The following is a 21,209-nucleotide window of genomic DNA, read 5'->3' as shown; positions in this document are numbered from 1 at the left end:
ATTATAGAATATTTTTAAAAATATTTAAGTAATTATTATAAATAGTATCTATATTATATTTTTCTAAGGATTTAGCACCTTCATTAGCTAATTTAATTCTTAAAAGAGGATTATTTATTAACTTATCTAACCCTTCGGACATTGCCTGAAAGTTTTGATCCTCTATAAGAATGCCATTTTTGTTAGAGTCTATAATATCTGAAGGACCAGTAATGCAATCAAAAGCAATACAAGCGGCTCCACGTGCAAAGGCTTCTAGTATTACCATAGGTAAGCCTTCAGTTCTTGATGAAAGTACATAGATTTCTGATTCTGCCATAATTTCAGAAACTTTTGTTGAATAACCTTCAAAAATAACCTGATCTTCAATTTCATGTTCTTTAGTTAGGTTCTTTAGTAACTTTGTGCCTTCATCACCACCACCAACGAGCTTTAGTTTCCAATCTTTATTTTTCTTTAATACAGGTGCAATCAACGGAATGAGGTTATCAAATCCTTTATGGTGATATCTATTTAAATCACCAACAGCTAATATTATTTTTTTTCTATTTCTTTCTGTCTCTTTATAAATGTCAAACGTACAAGGATTAGGCATTATATAGGCATTAACACCTTTACTTTTATAATATTCTTCATCAAACTTGGTAAGTACTGTTAATGCGTCAGATTTACTATACATATACTTTCTAGCTAATTTTCCAATAAAATCGGTTTTCCTTAAATGGTTATTGTGCTCAGCAGAAACCACTTTAATACCTCTAAGCTTTCCTATTAGTGCACCTATAAAGTTGGTTTGTGTCATAAAAGGCATTAGAATATCAGGCCTGTTTTTTTTATCTGAATAGATCTTGTATAGGTTTATAATACTTCTTATCGTATGATTTTTTATTTTACCATCATGTAATTTAATACGTTTAACTGTTGGATTAGCTGAAAATATTTCAGGTTCATTGAATGTAATAATGGTAACATCATGCCCCTTGTTATCAAAATGATTTGCAAGTAGAATTAGCACGCGTTCGGCACCACCGGCTACTAAGGAATTGACGACAAAATCTATTTTCATTACTTAATCAATTTATATTGTTTGTAAGTATAAGAGAAATAAAACACACTACCCAATATAAATACCAAAGTGGTACTTAATACAAGCCCATAAACATCGTAATATTTTATAAGAATAAAGTTTAGCGTAATATTAATAATTAAATTTGCTAAAGAAACCCATGCCATAAATCTATTTTTGTTAATACTGGTAAGGAACTTAACCATTATCAATGTACATAAATTAAAAGGTACACTAATTAATAGAATCTGCTGAATAGTAGAAACTTTTAAGGTGTCTTTATGTGTGAATTGATCTCTTTCTAACCATAGTTCAACAATCCAATCTGACATAAAAACACTAATTATAACAATTATTATGCCTATACCTAAGATTAATTTTAGAGCTCTAAAGAGTTGATGATATGCCGCTTTTAAATCTTCATTAACTAATCGAGAAAAATGGGGTAATAAAACACTACCTAAAGCCATTATTACAATAGCTACACCAAAAGCAGGCAATCTATTTCCATAACTAATAGCAGCTAGTGAACCTACTGCAAGTTGACCTACAAAAAATTGATCAATATAATTATTCATTGCAGATAAAAAACTAGATGATATTTTAGGTGGTAACTGATTAATCATTAAACGAGAGTTATCATTTAGAACAGGTTTGCTAAGTGTTAAATCATTGTATTTTATCGAAAAAAACAACAAATAAGCAAAACCTAATATACTCCCAGCTAAGGTACCATAGGCTAATACCATATATCCAAAATTATCTTTTAAAAATAGTAAAAAGAAAATCATGGTAAGTAATGGTATTATTTCAGAAAGTGTCGCTACTAAAAAGCGATTAGATACTTCTAAGAGTCCACGGAGTGCTATAGAGATTCCCCAAAAAAATAAACAGGGCATAACAAAATATAATTGTTCCTTTATGAGGGCATAGTAGTTATCTGGGAATTCAGAATAAACAATGTTTAAAAACATATCTGTACCCAAATAAGCTAGTAAACAAGAGAATAATGAAATGCCAACTGTAATAGTTATAATTAAAGATTGAAAACCTCCTTTATTGCCGTTACTTTTTAATTCTGCTATGTAATTAGGTATAAAAAGATTGTTAAGAGAACTCACAAAGACACTTTGTATAAATGTAGGTATTAAAATGGCGACAAGAAAGGTGTCAATTACCTCATCTAAACCAAAATTACCAGCAATGATCGTTTCTTTATAAAAAGCAATAACCTTAATAAGGATTGCTATGATAGCAACAATCATCATGTTTTTTACAAGAGGATTGTGTAAGGCATCATTAATTTTATTTCTTATGTATTGTAATTTAAAAATGGACATTATAGGTAGGGGAGTTGGCTTGTAAAAAAAGGTTTAAATATTAATGCTTGAAAGCCTAAAAATTAAATTTATAAATATTACTTCTTTAAAATAAAAATTATATCGTGACTCCATGATTTCTAGAAATATAGAAAATGAAATAGCTGTTTTATTATAATGTAATATTTAAGACTTTAATCATTTAGATTTGGGTTAATCAATATGCTGAGCAAATATGTGAAAAATAAATTAAACTGTATCTTAATATCACATTAACGTCATTTTTTTTGGGATAAACTCATTTATTTGCTAATAACTAGGTAATTGTAAATTGTTTAAGAATACAGATTAAAATCGTTTTCTCTTAATTTTAATATCACTTATATATAATTGTTCAGCAGAATTAAAAGAATGAGTACAATTAATAGATTTGCTCCAGTCTGGTTTAATAGCAGTAATTATCGTTTCTTTAAAATCATTATTACTTAAAGAGGTAATTTCAGATATATTTAATCCATATCCATAATGATTAGAGCAGTTTTGAGAAGGTCTATATAGTTTGCCATTATTAATAAAAAGTTTGCCAGCTGGTCTAGCCGTTTTAATATCGGTGATTATTGGGTTTAAAGGGTGCTCAATCCATTGATCTGTATATAAGCTTTTAGAAGAATAGAGAAAAAGTTCTACATGTTTGGATGCACCTTTGTGTTTTTTCATATTGGTAAACATCCAATAGGTGTCATTTTCTTTATAAATAGTTGTGTCTACAGCAACTACATCTTTCATTAGTACTTGTTGAAATTCCCATTTTAATGGAAAGTCTGTAGCTTTGTATAGTTGGATGTCATTGTTTCCGCTAGTTTCGGGAATCATATAATAAGAGCCATTATCTTCAAAAACAAAAGGGTAGGAGAGGTGGTAGTCTTTAACTAAAATTGTTTCTGGTTTAGTGTAATTTCCTTGCTCGTCAATTTCCATTACAGCTAAATGTCCCAATTTATTTTTATAAATTAATTCTTCTATAAATAAATATGTTTTGTCGTTATGCTTTATTAAAAAAGGATCGGCCCAGAAACGATCTTTAGGCGGTAATATTTTTGTGTAAGACTTTAGGTTAAATGGATCATTAGCGTTTTTGTTGTTAAAAAAGATTAAAGCCCATTGATCAAAATAAAATTGACTTTTAATAAGTTGTAATATTTTGTTTTTATATAATTTGAGTACAAAACTTAAGATTTTTAAATTAGAAGGAGGTAATAAAGGAACATTAATCGCTTTGGATTCATAGATGTGAGATTTAGAATTTAGCTTTTTATTAAAAAGTTCTTCGTTTGTTGCTAATAATTCAACATTATTTTTAACTAAAAAATGGGTTTGCCATAAAATTTCATTGAGATTTCTTTTATAGCTTAATCCATCTTTACAAGAAAATGTGAGATCAATAGTTTTTGGCGATGACATTCCTAATTTCAGGTATCTAAGTACACCTGCGACTTGTGGTTTCTGATCTAGCATTTCCCAAATTCCATATGGCCTTTTATTAATGCCATCTAAATCACAATGATTTAAAAACCAAACGCCATATTTAGCCGCATCTTGTATTTTTAAATTAGAATTTGTTTCAGTTAGGTTTAAAATAATATCTAAATTATATGTATCTAAATCACTTGGTATAAAGCTATCTGTAATTTGATATGAAGGTATATCATTTAATGTTATATCGTTATCAAGTATTGCTGTAGCATTAGGATTAGGTTTAAAAATTTTTGAATCTATTTTTAAAAACAGTTTCCATAATAAAGGAAGTTTTTTTTCAGAATTTTTTGCTTTCTTTATTTCTTCGTCCAAATTTATTTTTAAAACTATTTCTACAGATTTAGAATCCTTTAAGTCTTTGACAATTGCATCCTGCCAAGCAAAATAGTTTCTATGATCTACAATTAATGCAATTCTTAGTTTTTTCATATCAATACCTAAAAGAAAAAAATGTTACTGTTAATTTTTGTTTTAATAAAAGTCAAAAAAACAATTTTTAACCTAAACTAAATAATTTTAAAGGAATAATAATATTTTTTAAGCTAATACAGTTATTTTAATTACCGCTTCAATCTACATTATAGCTAAAGGTATGTCATTTTCATATTAATATTTGGACCATCTTATTTTACTAGTTTTATATGTTAATAACTCTGTATAACTATGGAAAAAGACTTTAAAAGTTACTGCATTTCATAGTTATTTTTGTAAAAAAATCCGATAAAGTGTTAAATGTCACATTTAGATACGTCTAAACTGTATTAAATGTCCGTATATAGATGAATTAAAATATTTATTCATATTCATCGTATGTTTTAACCTACATTTTTTTACATTTCATCGAAAAAAAATACATTCGACTGCATTTCGTCGAATAATAAAGCATTTGAACATAGTAAAACATTTTATTTTTATAGATTGCAATCCCTACTTAAAGTTATAATGACCCAAGAATTTATGAAGTTTCCTAAAATTACCCTAAAATCATTTTATTATTTACCTGTTTTATTCTTATTCTTTTTAGTATTTAATTTAAATGCTCAACAGTTAGCATTTCCTACAGCTAAAGGTGCAGGAGCATACGCAACTGGTGGACGTGGTGGACAAGTTATTCATGTCACAACTTTAGATTGGGATGCGCCAGGCGGGTTAAAAGAAGCGATACAGACACCTGGTCCTCGTATCATTGTTTTTGATGTGAGTGGTGAAATTGACGCAACCAGCGAATGGAATTATACACCTATTATTAGCGGATCTGATTATGACAACATAACAATAGCAGGTCAATCTGCTCCTGCAGGTGGTATAAGTATTAAAACATCTGAATTTATGTTTAGAGAGGTTAGTAATGTAATTATAAGATATATTCGGTTTAGGAATGCAGAAAATAGTATACAAGATTCATTATGGTTTACGGGTGGAAACAACATAATTTTTGATCATTGTACATTTAGTCATGGTGGAGATGAATCAGGAAGTTTAGCATCTGGTTATGGTAGACCTCAAGATCCTACTGTTATAATGGGTAATATTACAGTGCAAAATTGTTTCTTTCAGGATAGCAAAACAGGTTCTATATTAGGTACAGAAACTCAAGATGGTGATTTTACATTTGTTAACAATGTTTTTAGCAATATTTCACATAGATTTCCAAATCCAAAAGGTAATGGTCATTACGATATCATAAATAATATAGTTTATAATTGGAAATATAGATTAATAAGAATTACTGGTAGCGGAACATATAACGTAGTAAATAATTACTACAAAGGTTCGGCTAATGGAATAAGACAACCAGGATGGTTTAATAATGTAGATATTACAGCAAGGTTTTTACAGAAATTGCAGACACAGCCAGGTTATACCCCATTAATTTACGCAGCAGGAAGCCTGATAGAAGAACAGCGCGAAATACCATTAGGAGATGACTCAGATATGTGGTCAGTTTTTGCTGGTTCGCATTTACCAGAAAATTCTCAAGTGCCAGAACAATATTTTACGAGTTCTCAGTTTTCTCTTGCAGGTCATAATTTTACAATAAGACCAGCTAGTGAGGTTTACAATACTTTACTTGATGATGTTGGTGCCGATAAAACGCTAAATGCAAATGGTTCTATTTACCCATATCGCGATGATAAAGATGCAAGTGATATTTTAATGATTCAGAATGATACGTATGAAGGTAGTTTTTATGATAGCAAGACTTCAATACCTTACCCAACTGTGCCTCAAAATACAAGACCATCAAGCTTTGATACTAATAACGATGGAATTCCAGACGTATGGAAAATAGCTAGAGGCTTTGCAGCAGATGAAGATATATCTAATTATGTTTGGCCAAGCGGATATATTGGTGTAGAAGAATATTTAAATGAAATTGATCTTAATGGAATTGAGATAATTGAAGCTACAGGAGTAGAAGTAACTCCAGAAATAGCAACAGTAAATATTCCAAATACAATTAATTTAACTGCAACAATACTTCCGCAAGAAGCTACAAACCAAAATGGTACATGGAGTAGTAGTGATGAAACTGTTGCTATAGTAAATTCAGATGGAGTAGTTACACCTGTTTCTGAAGGTGTAGTAACTATAACTTTTACATCTATGGATGGTGGATTTACAGATTCTACAGAATTAACAGTTACAAATGTTGTAATCTCATTAGAATCTTTATTAATTACACCCGAAAATTCGACTTTAGAACTCGGTGAAAGTGTTCAATTAATAACAGAGTTTTTTCCTTCTAACACTTCAGATGTTACAGGTACTTGGTCAAGTAGTGATGAATCAATTGCTATTGTAAACGACAACGGTTTAGTTTCAGCAGTTTCTGAAGGTGAAGTAGAAATACTATTTACTGCAAATGATGGTGGTATTACTAATAGTTCAGTCATTACCGTAGTAGATGAGTTTTATGGAACTTATGTTCTTTATAATGCAGAAACAGATTTGATTATTCAAAATATCGAATCCGATGTTGCAATTAATTTAGAAGATGAAGGGGATAGAATAAATTTTAGGTGTATTCCTCAAGGAGGAGACGATAGTACAGAAGTTGAAAGTGTAGGTATTACGTGGACTGGACCAACTAATGGAAGCTGGATAGAGAGTGATGCTATTTATGCAGGACTTCCAAATGGACACGTTGGTTTAAATTTCGAACCATACTTGGTTGAAGAAGGTACTTATAACTTTACAGTAACCTATTATAGTGGAAATGGAGGTTCTGGTAGTGTTGTAGCTATTGATGATTTTTCTATAAACTTTTTTTTTGATTTACTTCCAGTCGCAGATGCAGGTTTAGATCAAGTTATTTGTAGCGGGGAAACAGTCACGTTAACAGCGTCAGGCGGTCCAAATTTTTTATGGAGCACAGGTGAAACCACAGCTTCAATTGACGTTAATCCAACTACAACAGAAATATATACGGTTACCGTTTCTGATGATGAAGGAAATACAGATGAAGATAGTGTTACGGTTACAGTAAATGACTTACCTGTTGCAAATGCAGGTGAAGATCAAATCATTTGTGAAGGTGAATCAACGATACTTACGGCGTCAGGTGGAACTTCATACTTATGGAGTACTGGTGAAACAACAGCTTCAATTGAAGTAAATCCCGAATTAGAAACTACCTATAGTGTAGAAGTAATTTCTAATAATTGTTCTAGTACAGATGAAGTTACAGTTTTTGTTAATCAAGCTCCAACTATTATAGTTACTGAAGATATTGTAATTGTTGAAGGTGAGTCAACTACACTTACAGCAAATGGAGGAGACAATTATGAATGGAATACTGGTGAAACAACAGAGTCTATTACAGTAATACCAGACGTTACAGCAACTTATTCTGTTAGTTCTCTTGGTATTAATGGTTGTATAGCTACTGTAAATGTTACAGTTACTGTAGTGCCAGAAGTTATTGCCAATGCAGGTGATGATACGACTATTTGTAGTGGAGAAACTATTACACTGTCTGCTTCAGGTGGCTCAATGTATTTGTGGGATAATGGTGAAGAAGTTTCGGATCTTGTTGTTAGTCCAGAAACAACAACAACTTATACTGTTACAGTTGAAGATGATTTTGGTTTTACAGATACAGATACCGTTACGGTTTTTGTAAATGAAATTCCAAGTATTACAGCCAATGAAGATGTGTTTGTTATGTTTGGAAACTCTGTAACGCTTACAGCTAGCGGTGGAGTTTCTTATTTATGGAGTACAGGTGAAACAACAGCAGAAATAACAGTAAGTCCAGAAGTAAATACAACATATTCAGTAACTGGATTTTCTGAAAATGGTTGTCAAAATACTATTGAGACACTAGTAACTGTAGTGGATGTTTTAAGTGCTAATGCAGGCGAAGATGTTTCAATATGCCTAGGAGAAAGTATTACTTTAAATGCATCAGGTGGTGTAACTTATACATGGAATACCGGAAATACAGGTTCATCTCCAACGTTTGCACCTTTAGAAACAACAACATATACAGTTACAGTTGAAGATGGATTTGGAAATTCTGATTCGGATGAAGTGACCGTAACCGTTAATCCTTTACCAATAGCTAATGCTGGTGATGATCAAGTAATTTGTAATGGAGAATCTGTTGTTTTAACAGCAGAAGGTGGTGATTCATATTTGTGGAGTACGGGAGATACTACTGCATCTATTACAGTAAACCCTAATGAAGACACAACTTATAGTGTTGAAGTAACTGCTAATAATTGTTCGTCTACTGATGATGTTATGGTTACTGTGTTACCAACACCTGAAATTATTATAAGTGAAGATACTGTTATCATTACAGGTAACTCTACAACACTTGAAGTTTCAGGAGGAGATTCGTATTTATGGAATACTGGTGAAACTACAGATACTTTAGTAGTAAATCCAACAGAAACAACAACATATACTGTTACTGCTTTTATGGAAAATGGTTGTGAAAGTACCTCAGAAGTTACTGTTACGGTAATTCCAGAAGTAGTTGCAGAAGCAGGTGACGATGTTGTTATTTGTAGTGGAGAAAGTATTGTTTTAAATGCTTCAGGAGGTGTAACATACCTTTGGGATACTGGAGATACAAGTAGTACTATAACTGTTAGTCCAACTGAAACAATAACATATACTGTTACTGTAACGGATGATTATGGTAATTCTGACTCCGATAGTGTTACAGTTACAGTAAATGAATTGCCAAATTTAACTGTTAGTGAAAACGTTATTATTAATGAAGGTGATAGTACAAATTTAATTGCTGATGGAGCGGACACATATCTATGGAGTACTGAAGAAAGTTCTAGCTCTATTAACGTTAGCCCTTTAGAGACAACGACCTATTCTGTTACAGGTTTTTCAAGTAATGGTTGTTCAACTACATTACAAGTTACAGTTACTGTAATACCAGAAGTTATAGCAAATGCCGGCAATGATATTGCAATCTGCCAAGGTGAATTTGTAATTTTAAGCGCTACTGGAGGTTCTAATTTTTTATGGAGTACCGGTCAAAATAGTGCTTCAATAACATTTAGTCCAACAGAAACTACAACACTTACGGTTACAGTTAGTGATGATTACGGAAATTCTGATACTGATAGCGTTACCGTTATAGTAAATGACTTACCTAGCTTAACCTTAATTGAAGATATTACCATATTAGAAGGAGAAAGCGCAAATTTAGTTGTAAGTGGAGCTGAATCATACCTTTGGGAAACAGGCGAGACAACGGCATCAATAACAGTTAGTCCTACAGAATCAACAACATATAGTGTTACTGGCTTTTCAGAAAATGGCTGTCAAGTTATTAAAGAGGTATTGGTTGTAGTACTATCAGTAGTAATTGCAGATGCAGGGCCTGATGTGGTTATTTGTAGTGGCGACAGTGTAACTTTAACTGCTTCAGGTAGTTCTTATTTTTCTTGGAATACAGGCGAAACTAGTGCTTCAATCGTTGTTAGTCCTACAGAGACAACAACATATACGGTTATTGTAAGTGATGATTATGGAAATATTGATTCAGATAGTGTTACAGTTGTTGTACCTGATTTATCGGATGTAACTATTGGTGAAAATATTACAATTATAGAAGGAGAGAGCGCTACATTAACAGCGAGTGGAGCTCATGTATATCTATGGAGTACTGGTCAGAATTCTAATTCTATTTCTGTAAGTCCAAATGTAACCACAACGTATACAGCTACAGGTTTTTCTTCAAATGGTTGTGAAAGTGAAGAAGTGCAAGTGACTGTTACGGTAGTGCCAGAAGTTGTCGCTAATGCAGGTAGCAATGTCGCTATTTGTATTGGTGATAGTGTAACGCTAAACGCTACAGGTGGTGGAGGATCTAATTTTTCTTGGAATACCGGGCAAACAGGTGCATCAATAACATTTAGCCCAACAGAAACAGCAACTTATACTGTTACAGTATCTGATAATTTTGGTAATTCTGACACTGATAGTGTAACAGTTACTGTACATGAATTACCAAACCTTGTCGTAAGTGAAAACATTACGATATTTGAAGGAGAAAGTACAAACTTAGTTGCTGATGGAGCAGAAACTTATCATTGGAGTACAGGCGACTCATCGAGCTCAATTTTAGTAAGTCCTTTAGAAACTACAACTTATTCGGTTTCTGGTTTTTCTATTAATGGTTGCGAAACTACAGCACAAGTTGTAGTGACAGTAATACCTGCAGAGGTTATAGCAAATGCAGGTAACGATGTTTCAATTTGTATAGGTGAGAGTGTAACATTAAATGCATCAGGAAGTTCTAACTATTCTTGGAATACAGGTGATACAGTTGCTAACCCAACATTCACTCCAATAGAAACAACAACTTATACAGTTACGGTTTCTGATGATTTAGGAAATTCAGATACAGACAGTGTAACGGTTACAGTAAATGAATTACCAAGTATTACAGTAAGTGAAAATATTACCATATTTGAAGGAGAAAGTGCAAACTTAATTGCTGATGGTGCAGAAACTTACCTTTGGAATACAGGTGACTCTTCAAGCTCAATTGTTGTAAGTCCATTAGAAACTACGACTTACATGGTCACTGGTTTTTCAGTTAATGGTTGTGAAACTACGGCACAAGTTGATGTGACCGTAATACCAGAGGTTATCGCAAATGCAGGGAACGATGTTTCTATTTGTATTGGAGAGAGTGTAACCTTGAATGCTTCAGGTGGTACAAGTTATATTTGGAATACTGGTGGTTCAGGTGCCAATCCAACATTTACACCAACAGAAACAACCACTTATACAGTTACGGTTTCTGATGATTTAGGGAATTCAGATACAGACAGTGTAACGGTTACAGTAAATGAAATACCAGTTATAACAGCAAGTGAAAATATTACAATAGTTGAAGGAGAAAGCACAACTTTATCTGTTAATGGTGCTGAAACTTATTTATGGAGCACAGGGGACACTTCTAATTCTATAGTAGTTAGCCCAACTCAAACAACAACATATACAGTGATAGGTTCAACAAATACTTGTAGTAGTGATGTCGTAGAGGTAGTGGTTACAGTTACACCTGTATTTTTAGCTTCAGCAGGTGAAGATACTTATGTTTGTGATAACCAAACTTATGAAGTTACTTTAACAGCTAATGAAGGTGATAGTTACTTATGGAGTACAGGAGAAACAACACAAAGTATTGTTGTAAGTCCATTTTCTACAACATCTTATACTGTTACAGTTTTTAATAATGGACAAGAAGATACTGACGATGTTATGGTTCATGTAGATCCAAGTCCAGAAGTGGTAATTGCAAATGGTGATAGTGTTGAGATTTTAAATGGTGACTTTGTAACCTTATCAGCTTCGGGAGCAAATACTTATGAATGGAGTAATGGCGCTACACAACCTAATATTGCTGTGAGTCCTTCTACAACCACAACTTATGAAGTTAAAGGTTATATAGGCGACTGTTATGACGAAAAACTAGTCACTGTTAATGTATTTGATTATGTTAATGCTGACGCAGGTGAAGACGTTGTAATTTGTTTAAACGAAATGACAACATTGACGGCTACAGGTGGAGATGAATATGTGTGGAGTACAGGAGAAACAACTCCAACTATTCAGGTGTCTCCAGATGTAACAACAGATTATACGGTTACTGTATTCAATCCTTTAGATTTTGATGAAGCTACAGTAAGAGTAGAAATAGATGCGGATTGTATAGCTCAAACAACGGATCCAACAGATATCCCAAAAGACTTTAAATTTAATTTATACCCAAATCCAGCAGATGATCAAGTTAACATAAAATTTTCTGGAGTGTTGGTTGTTTCAGATTTGCATATTTATGATGTCACAGGGAAATTAATCCAACGTACTCAAATATCTAATGAAAATATAAGTACGAGCTCAACGATTCAAGTTGATATAAGCTCACTTCAATCTGGTGTTTACTTTGTAAAATTTATTGGTGAAGAAACAGATGTAACTAAAAAACTAATCGTAGAATAATAAAACGACCTCAAGAAAAAAGCACCAAAAATTAATTTTTTTTGGTGCTTTTTTTATATAATAATTAATAAATTATTGGCCAATTGAGGAGTATTCAAAACCTATTTTAGTCATTTCTTTTTTGTTAAGAATATTTCTTCCATCAAAAATAAAAGCAGGTTTTTTCATTTGCTCATATATTCTTTGCCAATCGTATGTCTTAAATTCATCCCATTCTGTCATAATTGCAATTGCATGGGCGTCTTTAGATACTTCATAAGGATCGTCATAATATTTGACTAAATCTTTGTTTTCCTCATCAGATCTTGTATTAAGATAATTTAAATCTGCTTGCACTTTTTCACTATTTACTTTAGGATCGTAAACGGCAATATTAGCTTGTTCATTTAATAAGTGGTCTGCAACATAAATAGCAGCAGATTCTCTTGTATCGTTGGTATCTTTTTTAAAGGCCCAACCTAACATTGCGATTTTTTTACCAGAAACCGTATTGTAGAGTGTACTGATTAGGTTATCAGAAAAACGTCGTTTTTGATGGTCGTTTAGAATAATCACTTGTTCCCAATAGTCTGCTACAGCATTAAGGTTGTAACTTCGAGCAATGTAAACAAGATTTAATATGTCTTTTTGAAAACAAGAACCTCCAAAACCAATAGATGCATTTAAGAATTTTGGTCCAATTCTAGAGTCCATTCCAATTGCTTTTGCGACTTCGTTTACATTAGCTTCTGTATGTTCACATAATTCTGATATAGCGTTAATAGAAGATATACGTTGTGCTAAAAATGCGTTAGCGGTTAGTTTTGACAATTCTGACGACCAGACATTAGTTCTTAAAATTCTGTCTTGTGGTACCCAACTTCCATAAATAGCGGCTAAACTTTCAATAGCATCTTCAGATTCACCTCCAATAAGTACACGATCTGGACTTAATAAATCTTGAACTGCTGTGCCTTCAGCTAAAAATTCAGGATTAGATAAAATATCAAATTTTACATTACTTCCTGTATTGTGTAAAATACTTTTTATAGCTTGGGCTGTTCTTACTGGTAAGGTTGATTTTTCTACAACAATTTTATCTGTTGTCGCTACTTCGGCAATGTTTCTTGCGCATAGTTCTACGTATTTTAAATCAGCAGCCATACCTTTTCCTTTACCATAAGTTTTGGTTGGTGTATTTACTGATATAAAAATCATTTCAGATGCTGCGATCGTTTTATCTATTTCAGTAGAGAAGAATAAATTTTTTCCTCTAGTTTCTTCTACGATTTCTGCTAATCCAGGTTCGTAAATTGGTAGTTTTGATACGTCTTTGTTATTCCATGCTGCAATACGTTCTGCATTTATATCTACAATAGTAACTTTTATGTGTGGATTTTTTTTTGCTATTACCGCCATTGTAGGTCCTCCTACGTAGCCAGCCCCAATGCAACAGATATTTGTGATTTTCATGTGTTTATTTTTATTTTTTAAACTAACAAGATGCTAGATTCTTAACATACTCGCTTCGTTTTTTAAGTTTGTTTAGATTTGAGTTAAATATTGTAAATGACAGCAAATTTGATAGAAATAATTGAATTGAAGTAATTATTACATATCAATGGCATATTTTTACGATAAGTATCATTTAGGCTTCGAAAATAAGAACTTTTGTTCAAAATTTATTCTTAATTGTAATAGTTTTTAAACCAATCTATAAAAGATTTAACCCCATGTTTTATAGATGTGTTAGGTCTGTAGTCATAATCTTTAATAAGTTCATCAACATCTGCCCAAGTGCGTTCTACATCTCCAGGTTGCATTTCCATCATATTTTTAGTTGCAGATTTACCTAGGTTGACTTCTATTTCCTTGATAAAGTCTAATAATTTTACAGAATTGTTGTTTCCAATATTATAAATCTTGTATAGTTCATTAGATTCAATTCGTTGTTTAGGTGTTTTTTCAATTATTCTAACCACACCTTCTACGATATCATCTATATAAGTGAAATCCCGTTCCATATTACCGTGGTTAAAGACTTTAATCGGTCTATCGTTTACGATGGCGTCTGTAAATAAAAACATAGCCATATCTGGTCTTCCCCAAGGGCCGTATACTGTAAAGAATCTTAAACCTGTAGTAGGTATTTTAAACAAATGACTGTAGGTGTGTGCCATAAGTTCGTTACTTTTTTTAGTGGCAGCATATAAACTTATTGGATGATCTACATTGTCATCAGTTGAAAACGGTATTTTCTTATTCATACCATATACACTAGAACTACTAGCATAAACTAAGTGTTTAATATTGTTGTTTCTACAACATTCTAATATGTTTAAAAAACCAACTAAATTAGAATCGACATAAGTTTCAGGGTTTTCTAAACTATATCTTACTCCTGCTTGTGCAGCAAGGTTGCATACAATATCAAAATTTTCGTTTTTGAATAATTTAGGAAGTTCATCTCTGTTTTCAAGATTCATTCTTACAAAAGAAAAATCTTCAGATTTACTATTACAAAGTGTGTTAAATTCTGAAGCTTCATCTTTAGAAATACCTAATTCAGTTAATCTGTCATATTTTAAATTAACATCATAATAATCATTAATATTATCCAAACCAACGACTTGATGACCTTTAGAAAGTAAAACTTTAGAGGTGTAAAACCCTATAAATCCTGCGGCACCTGTTACTAATATTTTCATGTTATGATTTTTAAGTTTTGGAAATAGCTTCAAATATGTGAATTTAGAATGAAACGTCTAAATTCTACACCAAACAATTTCAACAAATTAGTTGTTTGTATAATTAATATCGAGGAGTGTCGCTATGGAGTCACAATTTTTAATCTCTAATGCTAATTCTTGTTCTTTATAACTGTTTTCTATATAATAGATTTTACACGAATCTATTTTTGTTTTGCTCTTAGAAAAATCAACACTTCCAAATTTTACTAAATTGATTATTGTTGTAGAATCTAAAGCTTGGTTTGCTATAAATACAGAGGCTTTATTAGAATATTGTATAGGTTTAGAGCTGATGTTTTTTGTTGTTCTAGCATTAGGTCCATAATCACAAGAAGCATCTTTTCCGTTTAAAAAAAACATTAGAAGAATTAAACCAATAGCAAAACCACCAAGATAGTAGCCTAAACGATGTATAAATTTCATAGTAGCGCAAATAATTCTATTCGGTTGTTAATCGTTGAGAATAGGTTAAAAAATTAATAAATTGGCATCGTTGTAATCTAAGCCAAACCATTCTGCAACAGATTTGTTAGTTAAAATGCCGTGGTAAAAATACAACCCATTTTTTAAACCGCGATCAAATCGAAGCGCATTTTCAATACCGCCATATTCTCCAATTTCTAATAGGTACGGAGTGAAAATATTACTAATTGAAACTGAGGCTGTTCTAGAATATCGCGCTGGAATATTAGGTACACAATAATGAACTACACCATTATACTCAAAAGTAGGTTTGTCGTGTGTAGTAACTTCGCTAGTTTCAAAACAACCTCCCATATCTATGCTAACATCTATAACAACAGACCCTGCTTTCATATGGCTTAACATACTCTCTGTAACTACAATTGGTGCACGATTAAGACCTCTTACAGCTCCAATGGCAACATCACAACGTTTTAAGGCTTTTAAAAGATTTTTAGGCTGCATAGTCGAGGTGTAAACAGTACGGCCCAAATTATTTTGAAGTCGACGGAGTTTAGTGATAGAACTGTCAAATACTTTAATATTAGCACCTAAGCCAATAGCAGAACGTGCTGCAAATTCTCCAACAGTACCAGCTCCTAAAATAACTATTTCTGTAGGTGGTACTCCATTAATATTACCTAGCATTAAACCATTACCACCATTAACATTAGATAATAACTCTGATGCGATTAATATGGAAGCCGTACCTGCAATTTCGCTAAGAGAGCTTACGGCAGGATATGCACCGTCATCATCTTTAATATATTCAAATGCTAATGCTGTAATTCGTTTTTTTGCTAAAGCTTCAAAATAAGATTTGTTTTGTGTTTTTATTTGAAGCGCAGAAATTAAAAGTGTTTGCGGATTAATGAGTTTTATTTCATCTATAGAAGGAGGTTCTACTTTAAGAATAATAGGACAGGAGTATACCTTCGCGGTATCTTTTGTAACTTCTGCACCTGCTTCGCTATAGTCTTTATCTTTGAAATTTGCACCTTCACCTGCGCCAGATTCGAATAGTACACGATGGCCATTGGCTGTTAATGCAGATACTGCATCTGGTGTTAAACATACACGCCGTTCTTGAAAATGAGCTTCTTTAGGAATTCCAATAAATAGTTCTCCTTTTTGTTTAAGAATTTCTAAAGTCTCTTCTTGAGGTAATAATTGGGCTCTTGTAAATGGTGACAAAGATTTACTCATTTAATTGGTCAATTTTAATAGTAATTGCAATATAACGAAACGCTATAAATATTACGATACGTAAATTAACTTCAAATTACGAATAATATCTCAATCAATGTAAAATAGAAGATTAAAAATATTGCTTAACCTTACTCCAAACACCTTTAGGCTTAATCATGAATTCTTCTTCAAGTTCTTCAAGTGTTTTATCTGCATTATTTATTTTGTTAAATGCCTTAGCTCTAATTAAATAAATGGAAGGCACAACAAATGCCATAATTGGTAGTAATACGACTATTTGATATTCGTCAAAATACCCTTGGTCTTCATTGAATAAATCAAAAATTTGGTAAGTATACATTATAATAGGAACAATTAATGCATGGTGCCACCAGTGACGGCATGTGAAAAACCAAATTAGTAAAAGTAATAAAGGTATGGCTTTGCCTGTAAAGATCCACATTACCAAGTTGGCATCTTCCCATACTTTACTGTCATATGTAAACAAAAAAGTACTCCAAATTTTTTTACTTGGAATACTTTCATGTAAAGAAAATAAGAATGGTACACTAGCTATAATAATCGCAAGCAGAGCACCTTTCTTGAAACTAGCTTTATAAGCTTCTTGGCTTCTTAAATTTTTTCTTTTCAATTTGTGTTGTTGTTTGTCCATCTAAGTCAATAATGTTAGTAGCTTGTACAGTAAATAACATTCCTCCGAAGATTGCAATCGCTAATACTAAGTTTTTTTTAGTCTTCATAATTTAAGGGATTTAATTAATTAATTGCAACAAATGTAAGAGCATTGTATAGTGCTTACAAATGAGAAATTGTTAAAGTCCAATAAATTATGAGGCTTCAATTACGGTTTTTCCGTAATACTAGTGTCTTCTTGTAGGAATAGTATTAATCTTTTTTTAAAATTTTGATACTGTCATGGCTTCGTTCTCGGTAAAATGTTTAGTATTTACAGTTAATTTGAGGGATCTAATATTATCGTTTAAATGAGTAATGGTAATGGTTTGTGAATCTTCTGGTATGAGTTCTTCAATACGTTCTGACCACTCCATAAATAACCAATGATTACTATTTAAATAGTCTTCTATACCAAAACTATAAGCTTCATCTATAGATTCTATCCTATAGAAGTCAAAATGATATACTTTATCATTTGGTAAAGTATATTCGTTTACAATAGAAAAGGTTGGACTCGTTGCTATATCATCACTTTGCATTGCTTTAATAAGTGCATTAATAAATGTAGTCTTGCCAGCTCCCATGCTGCCATTAAATAACACTGTCTTAGCATCCAAATATCCTAAAACACGGCTTGCAGTAGCATTAATATCTTTAATATGGTATGTAAACTCTATAGTTTTCAATGTTTTTTAAAAATTTAATACTACAATATTAGGTATAAAATTTTGAAAAACCTAAAGAAAAGTGCATTTCGTCGGTTATTTTTGCATTTTAAAGGGGTTTTTGTTATCGTCTAATATGAGTATCTCGTTAAAATACAGGTTTTAGTTGGACAACTTAATCTTGTATATAATAGTAATTATTTAGGATCCATTACTACGAACGGAATAACCATTTCTTCTAAAGACACACCGCCATGTTGATATGTATTTCTGTAATAGCTTACATAATGATTAAAGTTATTAGGATATGCTAAAAATAGATCTCCTTTTGCAAATATAAACGAGCTACTCATTGTTAACGAAGGTAAATGTATAGATTTAGGATTCTTAACGGCTAAAACATCTTTGTCTTGGTATGTTAGACTACGGCCTGTTTTATATCGCAGATTTAAACTAGTGTCTCTATCTCCAATAACTTTAGTAGGAGCTTTTACATTTATAGTGCCATGATCTGTAGTCAATATTAGTTTAAAACCGAGCTGTTGTGATAATTGAATCATTTCTAATAATGGTGAGTTTTTAAACCAACTTACCGTTAGCGAACGATATGCTTTGTCGTTAGATGCTAGTTCTTTAACGACTTCCATTTCGGTTTTAGAATGCGAAAGCATATCCACAAAATTATAGACAATCACATTAAGGTCATTATCTTTTAAAGACCTAAAATTTTCAACTAATTTTTTTCCAGCTTTAAGATTAGTGATTTTATGGTATTCATGTTTTAAGTGACCTAATCCTAAGCGTTTTAATTGTTCTCTTAGAAAATCGGCTTCATGTAAATTTTTTCCGCCTTCATCAGTATCATTTTTCCAATATTGAGGAAATAAACTTTCCATATCAGCAGGCATTAATCCCGAAAATATAGCATTACGCGCGTATTGTGTTGCTGTAGGTAAGATGCTATAAAATGCCAGTTCAGAAGTTTTTTTGTAATAATTGTTTACAATAGGTTCAAACGCTTTCCATTGATCATAACGTAAATTATCTATCACCACTAAAACTGTTGGTTGTTTATCACTTAATTCAGGAACAATTTTATCTTTAAATAAGGTATGCGACATTACTGGCGCATCTGTGTTGGGTTGAAACCAGTCTTCATAGTTTTTCTCAATAAACTTACCAAATTGCATATTGGCTTCGTTTTTTTGAGACTCTAAAATGTCAGTCATCCCAGCATCTTCAATACTTTCTAATTGTAGTTCCCAGTAAATTAATTTCTGATATAAATCTACCCATTCCTCATACGAATTAACCATAGATAAATCCATAGCAATCTTTCGGAATTCTTGTTGGTAATTAGAGGTTGTTTTTTCTGATATTAAACGAGAGTGGTCTAAATTTTTCTTTAAGCTCAATAATATCTGATTTGGATTTACGGGTTTTATTAAATAATCGGCAATTTTATTACCAATGGCTTCTTCCATAATATATTCCTCTTCACTTTTAGTAATCATTACTATAGGTAAATTGGCACGTCGTTCTTTTATTTCGTTTAAAGTTTCTAACCCTGTCAATCCAGGCATATTCTCATCTAAAAAGACGATATCAAAGTTTGTGTCAGTTATAATTTCTAAAGCTTCAGTTCCACTTTGGCATTTGGTAACAGTGTAACCTTTTTGCTCTAAAAAGATAATATGAGGCTTTAATAAATCTATTTCATCGTCAACCCAGAGAATATTTATCATGTTATGGTATATTTGTTTATTAATTTTTGAATTTTAAAATTTTGCCTACAAAAAATAAGCTTAAAATCTTTAACGATCCAATTTACGGATTTATTACGATTCCGAATTCGTTAATTTTCGATATTATTCAACATAAATACTTTCAGAGATTACGTCGCATTAGCCAAATGGGATTGTCTTACTTGGTTTATCCAGGTGCACATCATACGCGTTTTCATCATGCTTTAGGTTGTATGCATTTAATGCAAAAGGCTGTTAATGTGCTTCGTTTTAAGGGAGTTACAATTAGTGAGGATGAAGAAAACGGATTGTTAATAGCCATTCTGTTACATGATATTGGTCATGGTCCTTTTTCTCATGCCATGGAACATAGTATCGTAAATAATGTTTCTCACGAAGAAATTTCATTGCGTTTTATGGAAGAACTCAATGCAGAGTTTAACGGAAGTTTAACGTTAGCTATTTCTATTTTTAAAGGAGAATACCCACGACAATTTATGTGTGAGCTCATTTCTAGCCAATTAGATATGGATAGAGCAGATTATTTAAAGCGCGATAGTTTTTATACAGGAGTTGCAGAAGGTAATATAAATAGTGAGCGATTAATCACCATGTTAAACGTCGTTAACGACCAGTTAGTAGTAGAAGAAAAAGGGATTTTAAGCGTAGAAAAGTTTTTAATAGCTAGACGTTTTATGTATTGGCAAGTATATATGCATAAAACAGGTGTCGTTGCCGAACAATTATTAATGGGAACATTAAAGCGAGCAAAAGAATTAGTGCAACAAGGAGTAAAGCTAAATTGTAGTGATGCTTTATTTTATTTTCTTTTTTCTGAAATTAATGCCGAAAATTTTAATAATGAAACTTTAACTGTTTTTTCAAAATTAGACGATTATGATATTGTAGCAGCTATGAAAGATTGGCAAAACCATGAAGATTTTGTATTGAGTAACCTTTGCCAAATGATATTAAATAGAAACTTATTAAAAGTAAAGCTGAAAAATAAGCCCATTAAATCTTCAGAATTAAAAATGCACTCAGAAGCTTTAATAAAAAAACATAAAATTACTAATCATGAAGCCTCATATTTTGTGTTTCAAGGGAAGTTAACAAACCAAGCATATCAGAATAACTTTCAGAAAATCAATATCTTATTTAAATCAGGAAAAATAAAAGATATCGTAAAAGCATCGGACCAATTAAACCTAAAAGCACTGAGTAAACCCATCACTAAATATTATATGTGCTACCCTAAAAAGAAAATGTAATCCTTTTTTTCTATTTTTGCGGAAAGCAACATGACTTTAAAATCT

At 31.9% G+C, this 21,209-nt stretch carries 13 protein-coding genes; 2 read left to right on the top strand and 11 right to left on the bottom strand.

The annotated features are described in order from the left end of the window. Position 1: 1 nt before the first annotated feature. The 3 genes from KO504_RS07570 to KO504_RS07560 form a co-directional block, all read right to left on the bottom strand. Positions 2-1,066 (bottom strand): glycosyltransferase family 4 protein, encoded by a 1,065-nt coding sequence (locus tag KO504_RS07570; protein ID WP_215925723.1) that lies wholly within the window; start codon positions 1,064-1,066, stop codon positions 2-4. Next, positions 1,066-2,406 carry a murein biosynthesis integral membrane protein MurJ gene (murJ, locus tag KO504_RS07565; RefSeq protein WP_215925722.1) on the bottom strand — a complete coding sequence of 447 codons (1,341 nt, stop codon included), beginning with the start codon at positions 2,404-2,406 and terminating at the stop codon, positions 1,066-1,068. Before murJ ends, KO504_RS07570 begins: the two co-directional genes overlap by 1 nt. A gap of 327 nt (positions 2,407-2,733) precedes the next feature. Continuing rightward, positions 2,734-4,350, bottom strand: a complete 1,617-nt coding sequence (locus tag KO504_RS07560) for a glucosamine inositolphosphorylceramide transferase family protein (RefSeq protein WP_215925721.1) — start codon at positions 4,348-4,350, stop codon at positions 2,734-2,736. A 528-nt stretch (positions 4,351-4,878) separates the two neighbouring features. On the opposite strand from KO504_RS07560, the gene KO504_RS07555 reads away from it, so the two are divergent. Further along, the gene (locus KO504_RS07555; protein WP_215925720.1) at positions 4,879-12,408 is read left to right on the top strand and encodes an Ig-like domain-containing protein; all 7,530 of its coding nucleotides are present in this window, start codon (positions 4,879-4,881) and stop codon (positions 12,406-12,408) included. A 72-nt stretch (positions 12,409-12,480) separates the two neighbouring features. On the opposite strand, the gene KO504_RS07550 is transcribed toward KO504_RS07555, so the two are convergent. The 8 genes from KO504_RS07550 to KO504_RS07515 all read right to left on the bottom strand — a co-directional run bounded on the left by KO504_RS07550 (position 12,481) and on the right by KO504_RS07515 (position 19,893). Beyond that, positions 12,481-13,860, bottom strand: a complete 1,380-nt coding sequence (locus tag KO504_RS07550; RefSeq protein WP_215925719.1) for a nucleotide sugar dehydrogenase — start codon at positions 13,858-13,860, stop codon at positions 12,481-12,483. A 215-nt stretch (positions 13,861-14,075) separates the two neighbouring features. Further along, a complete protein-coding gene (locus tag KO504_RS07545) occupies positions 14,076-15,095 on the bottom strand; it encodes an NAD-dependent epimerase (protein WP_215925718.1) in 1,020 nt (339 codons plus the stop codon). Between the two features lie 87 nt (positions 15,096-15,182). Beyond that, a complete protein-coding gene (locus KO504_RS07540) occupies positions 15,183-15,560 on the bottom strand; it encodes a hypothetical protein (protein WP_215925717.1) in 378 nt (125 codons plus the stop codon). A 45-nt stretch (positions 15,561-15,605) separates the two neighbouring features. After that, entirely contained in the window at positions 15,606-16,805 is a 1,200-nt protein-coding gene (locus KO504_RS07535; protein WP_215925716.1) for an alanine dehydrogenase, read from the bottom strand. Positions 16,806-16,917: 112 nt separating this feature from the next. Continuing rightward, positions 16,918-17,439, bottom strand: a complete 522-nt coding sequence (locus tag KO504_RS07530) for a hypothetical protein (protein WP_215925715.1) — start codon at positions 17,437-17,439, stop codon at positions 16,918-16,920. Then, complete coding sequence (locus KO504_RS07525) at positions 17,402-17,548, bottom strand: hypothetical protein (protein WP_215925714.1); 147 nt, start codon at positions 17,546-17,548, stop codon at positions 17,402-17,404. The genes KO504_RS07530 and KO504_RS07525 overlap by 38 nt, the downstream gene beginning before the upstream one ends. A 156-nt stretch (positions 17,549-17,704) precedes the next feature. Next, a complete protein-coding gene (gene tsaE, locus KO504_RS07520) occupies positions 17,705-18,169 on the bottom strand; it encodes a tRNA (adenosine(37)-N6)-threonylcarbamoyltransferase complex ATPase subunit type 1 TsaE (RefSeq protein ID WP_215925713.1) in 465 nt (154 codons plus the stop codon). Positions 18,170-18,345: 176 nt separating this feature from the next. After that, positions 18,346-19,893 (bottom strand): bifunctional response regulator/alkaline phosphatase family protein, encoded by a 1,548-nt coding sequence (locus KO504_RS07515; RefSeq protein ID WP_215925712.1) that lies wholly within the window; start codon positions 19,891-19,893, stop codon positions 18,346-18,348. 41 nt (positions 19,894-19,934) lie between these two features. On the opposite strand from KO504_RS07515, the gene KO504_RS07510 reads away from it, so the two are divergent. Next, positions 19,935-21,164: an HD domain-containing protein gene (locus tag KO504_RS07510; protein ID WP_215925711.1), complete on the top strand. Its 1,230-nt coding sequence runs from the start codon at positions 19,935-19,937 to the stop codon at positions 21,162-21,164. Positions 21,165-21,209: the final 45 nt, after the last annotated feature.

Origin of the sequence: Winogradskyella psychrotolerans (assembly GCF_018860565.1) — a bacterium.
GTDB lineage: Bacteria > Bacteroidota > Bacteroidia > Flavobacteriales > Flavobacteriaceae > Winogradskyella > Winogradskyella damuponensis.
This window is presented reverse-complemented; position numbering and strand designations above follow the sequence as displayed.

Bases quoted from the DNA above. Each gene is read 5' to 3' on its own strand.
- KO504_RS07545 (WP_215925718.1), bottom strand. From the start codon at position 15,095: ATGAAAATATTAGTAACAGGTGCCGCAGGATTTATAGGGTTTTACACC.
- KO504_RS07570 (WP_215925723.1), bottom strand. From the start codon at position 1,066: ATGAAAATAGATTTTGTCGTCAATTCCTTAGTAGCCGGTGGTGCCGAA.
- KO504_RS07535 (WP_215925716.1), bottom strand. From the start codon at position 16,805: ATGAGTAAATCTTTGTCACCATTTACAAGAGCCCAATTATTACCTCAA.
- KO504_RS07555 (WP_215925720.1), top strand. From the start codon at position 4,879: ATGAAGTTTCCTAAAATTACCCTAAAATCATTTTATTATTTACCTGTT.
- KO504_RS07515 (WP_215925712.1), bottom strand. From the start codon at position 19,893: ATGATAAATATTCTCTGGGTTGACGATGAAATAGATTTATTAAAGCCT.
- KO504_RS07525 (WP_215925714.1), bottom strand. From the start codon at position 17,548: ATGAAGACTAAAAAAAACTTAGTATTAGCGATTGCAATCTTCGGAGGA.
- KO504_RS07540 (WP_215925717.1), bottom strand. From the start codon at position 15,560: ATGAAATTTATACATCGTTTAGGCTACTATCTTGGTGGTTTTGCTATT.
- KO504_RS07560 (WP_215925721.1), bottom strand. From the start codon at position 4,350: ATGAAAAAACTAAGAATTGCATTAATTGTAGATCATAGAAACTATTTT.
- KO504_RS07550 (WP_215925719.1), bottom strand. From the start codon at position 13,860: ATGAAAATCACAAATATCTGTTGCATTGGGGCTGGCTACGTAGGAGGA.
- murJ (WP_215925722.1), bottom strand. From the start codon at position 2,406: ATGTCCATTTTTAAATTACAATACATAAGAAATAAAATTAATGATGCC.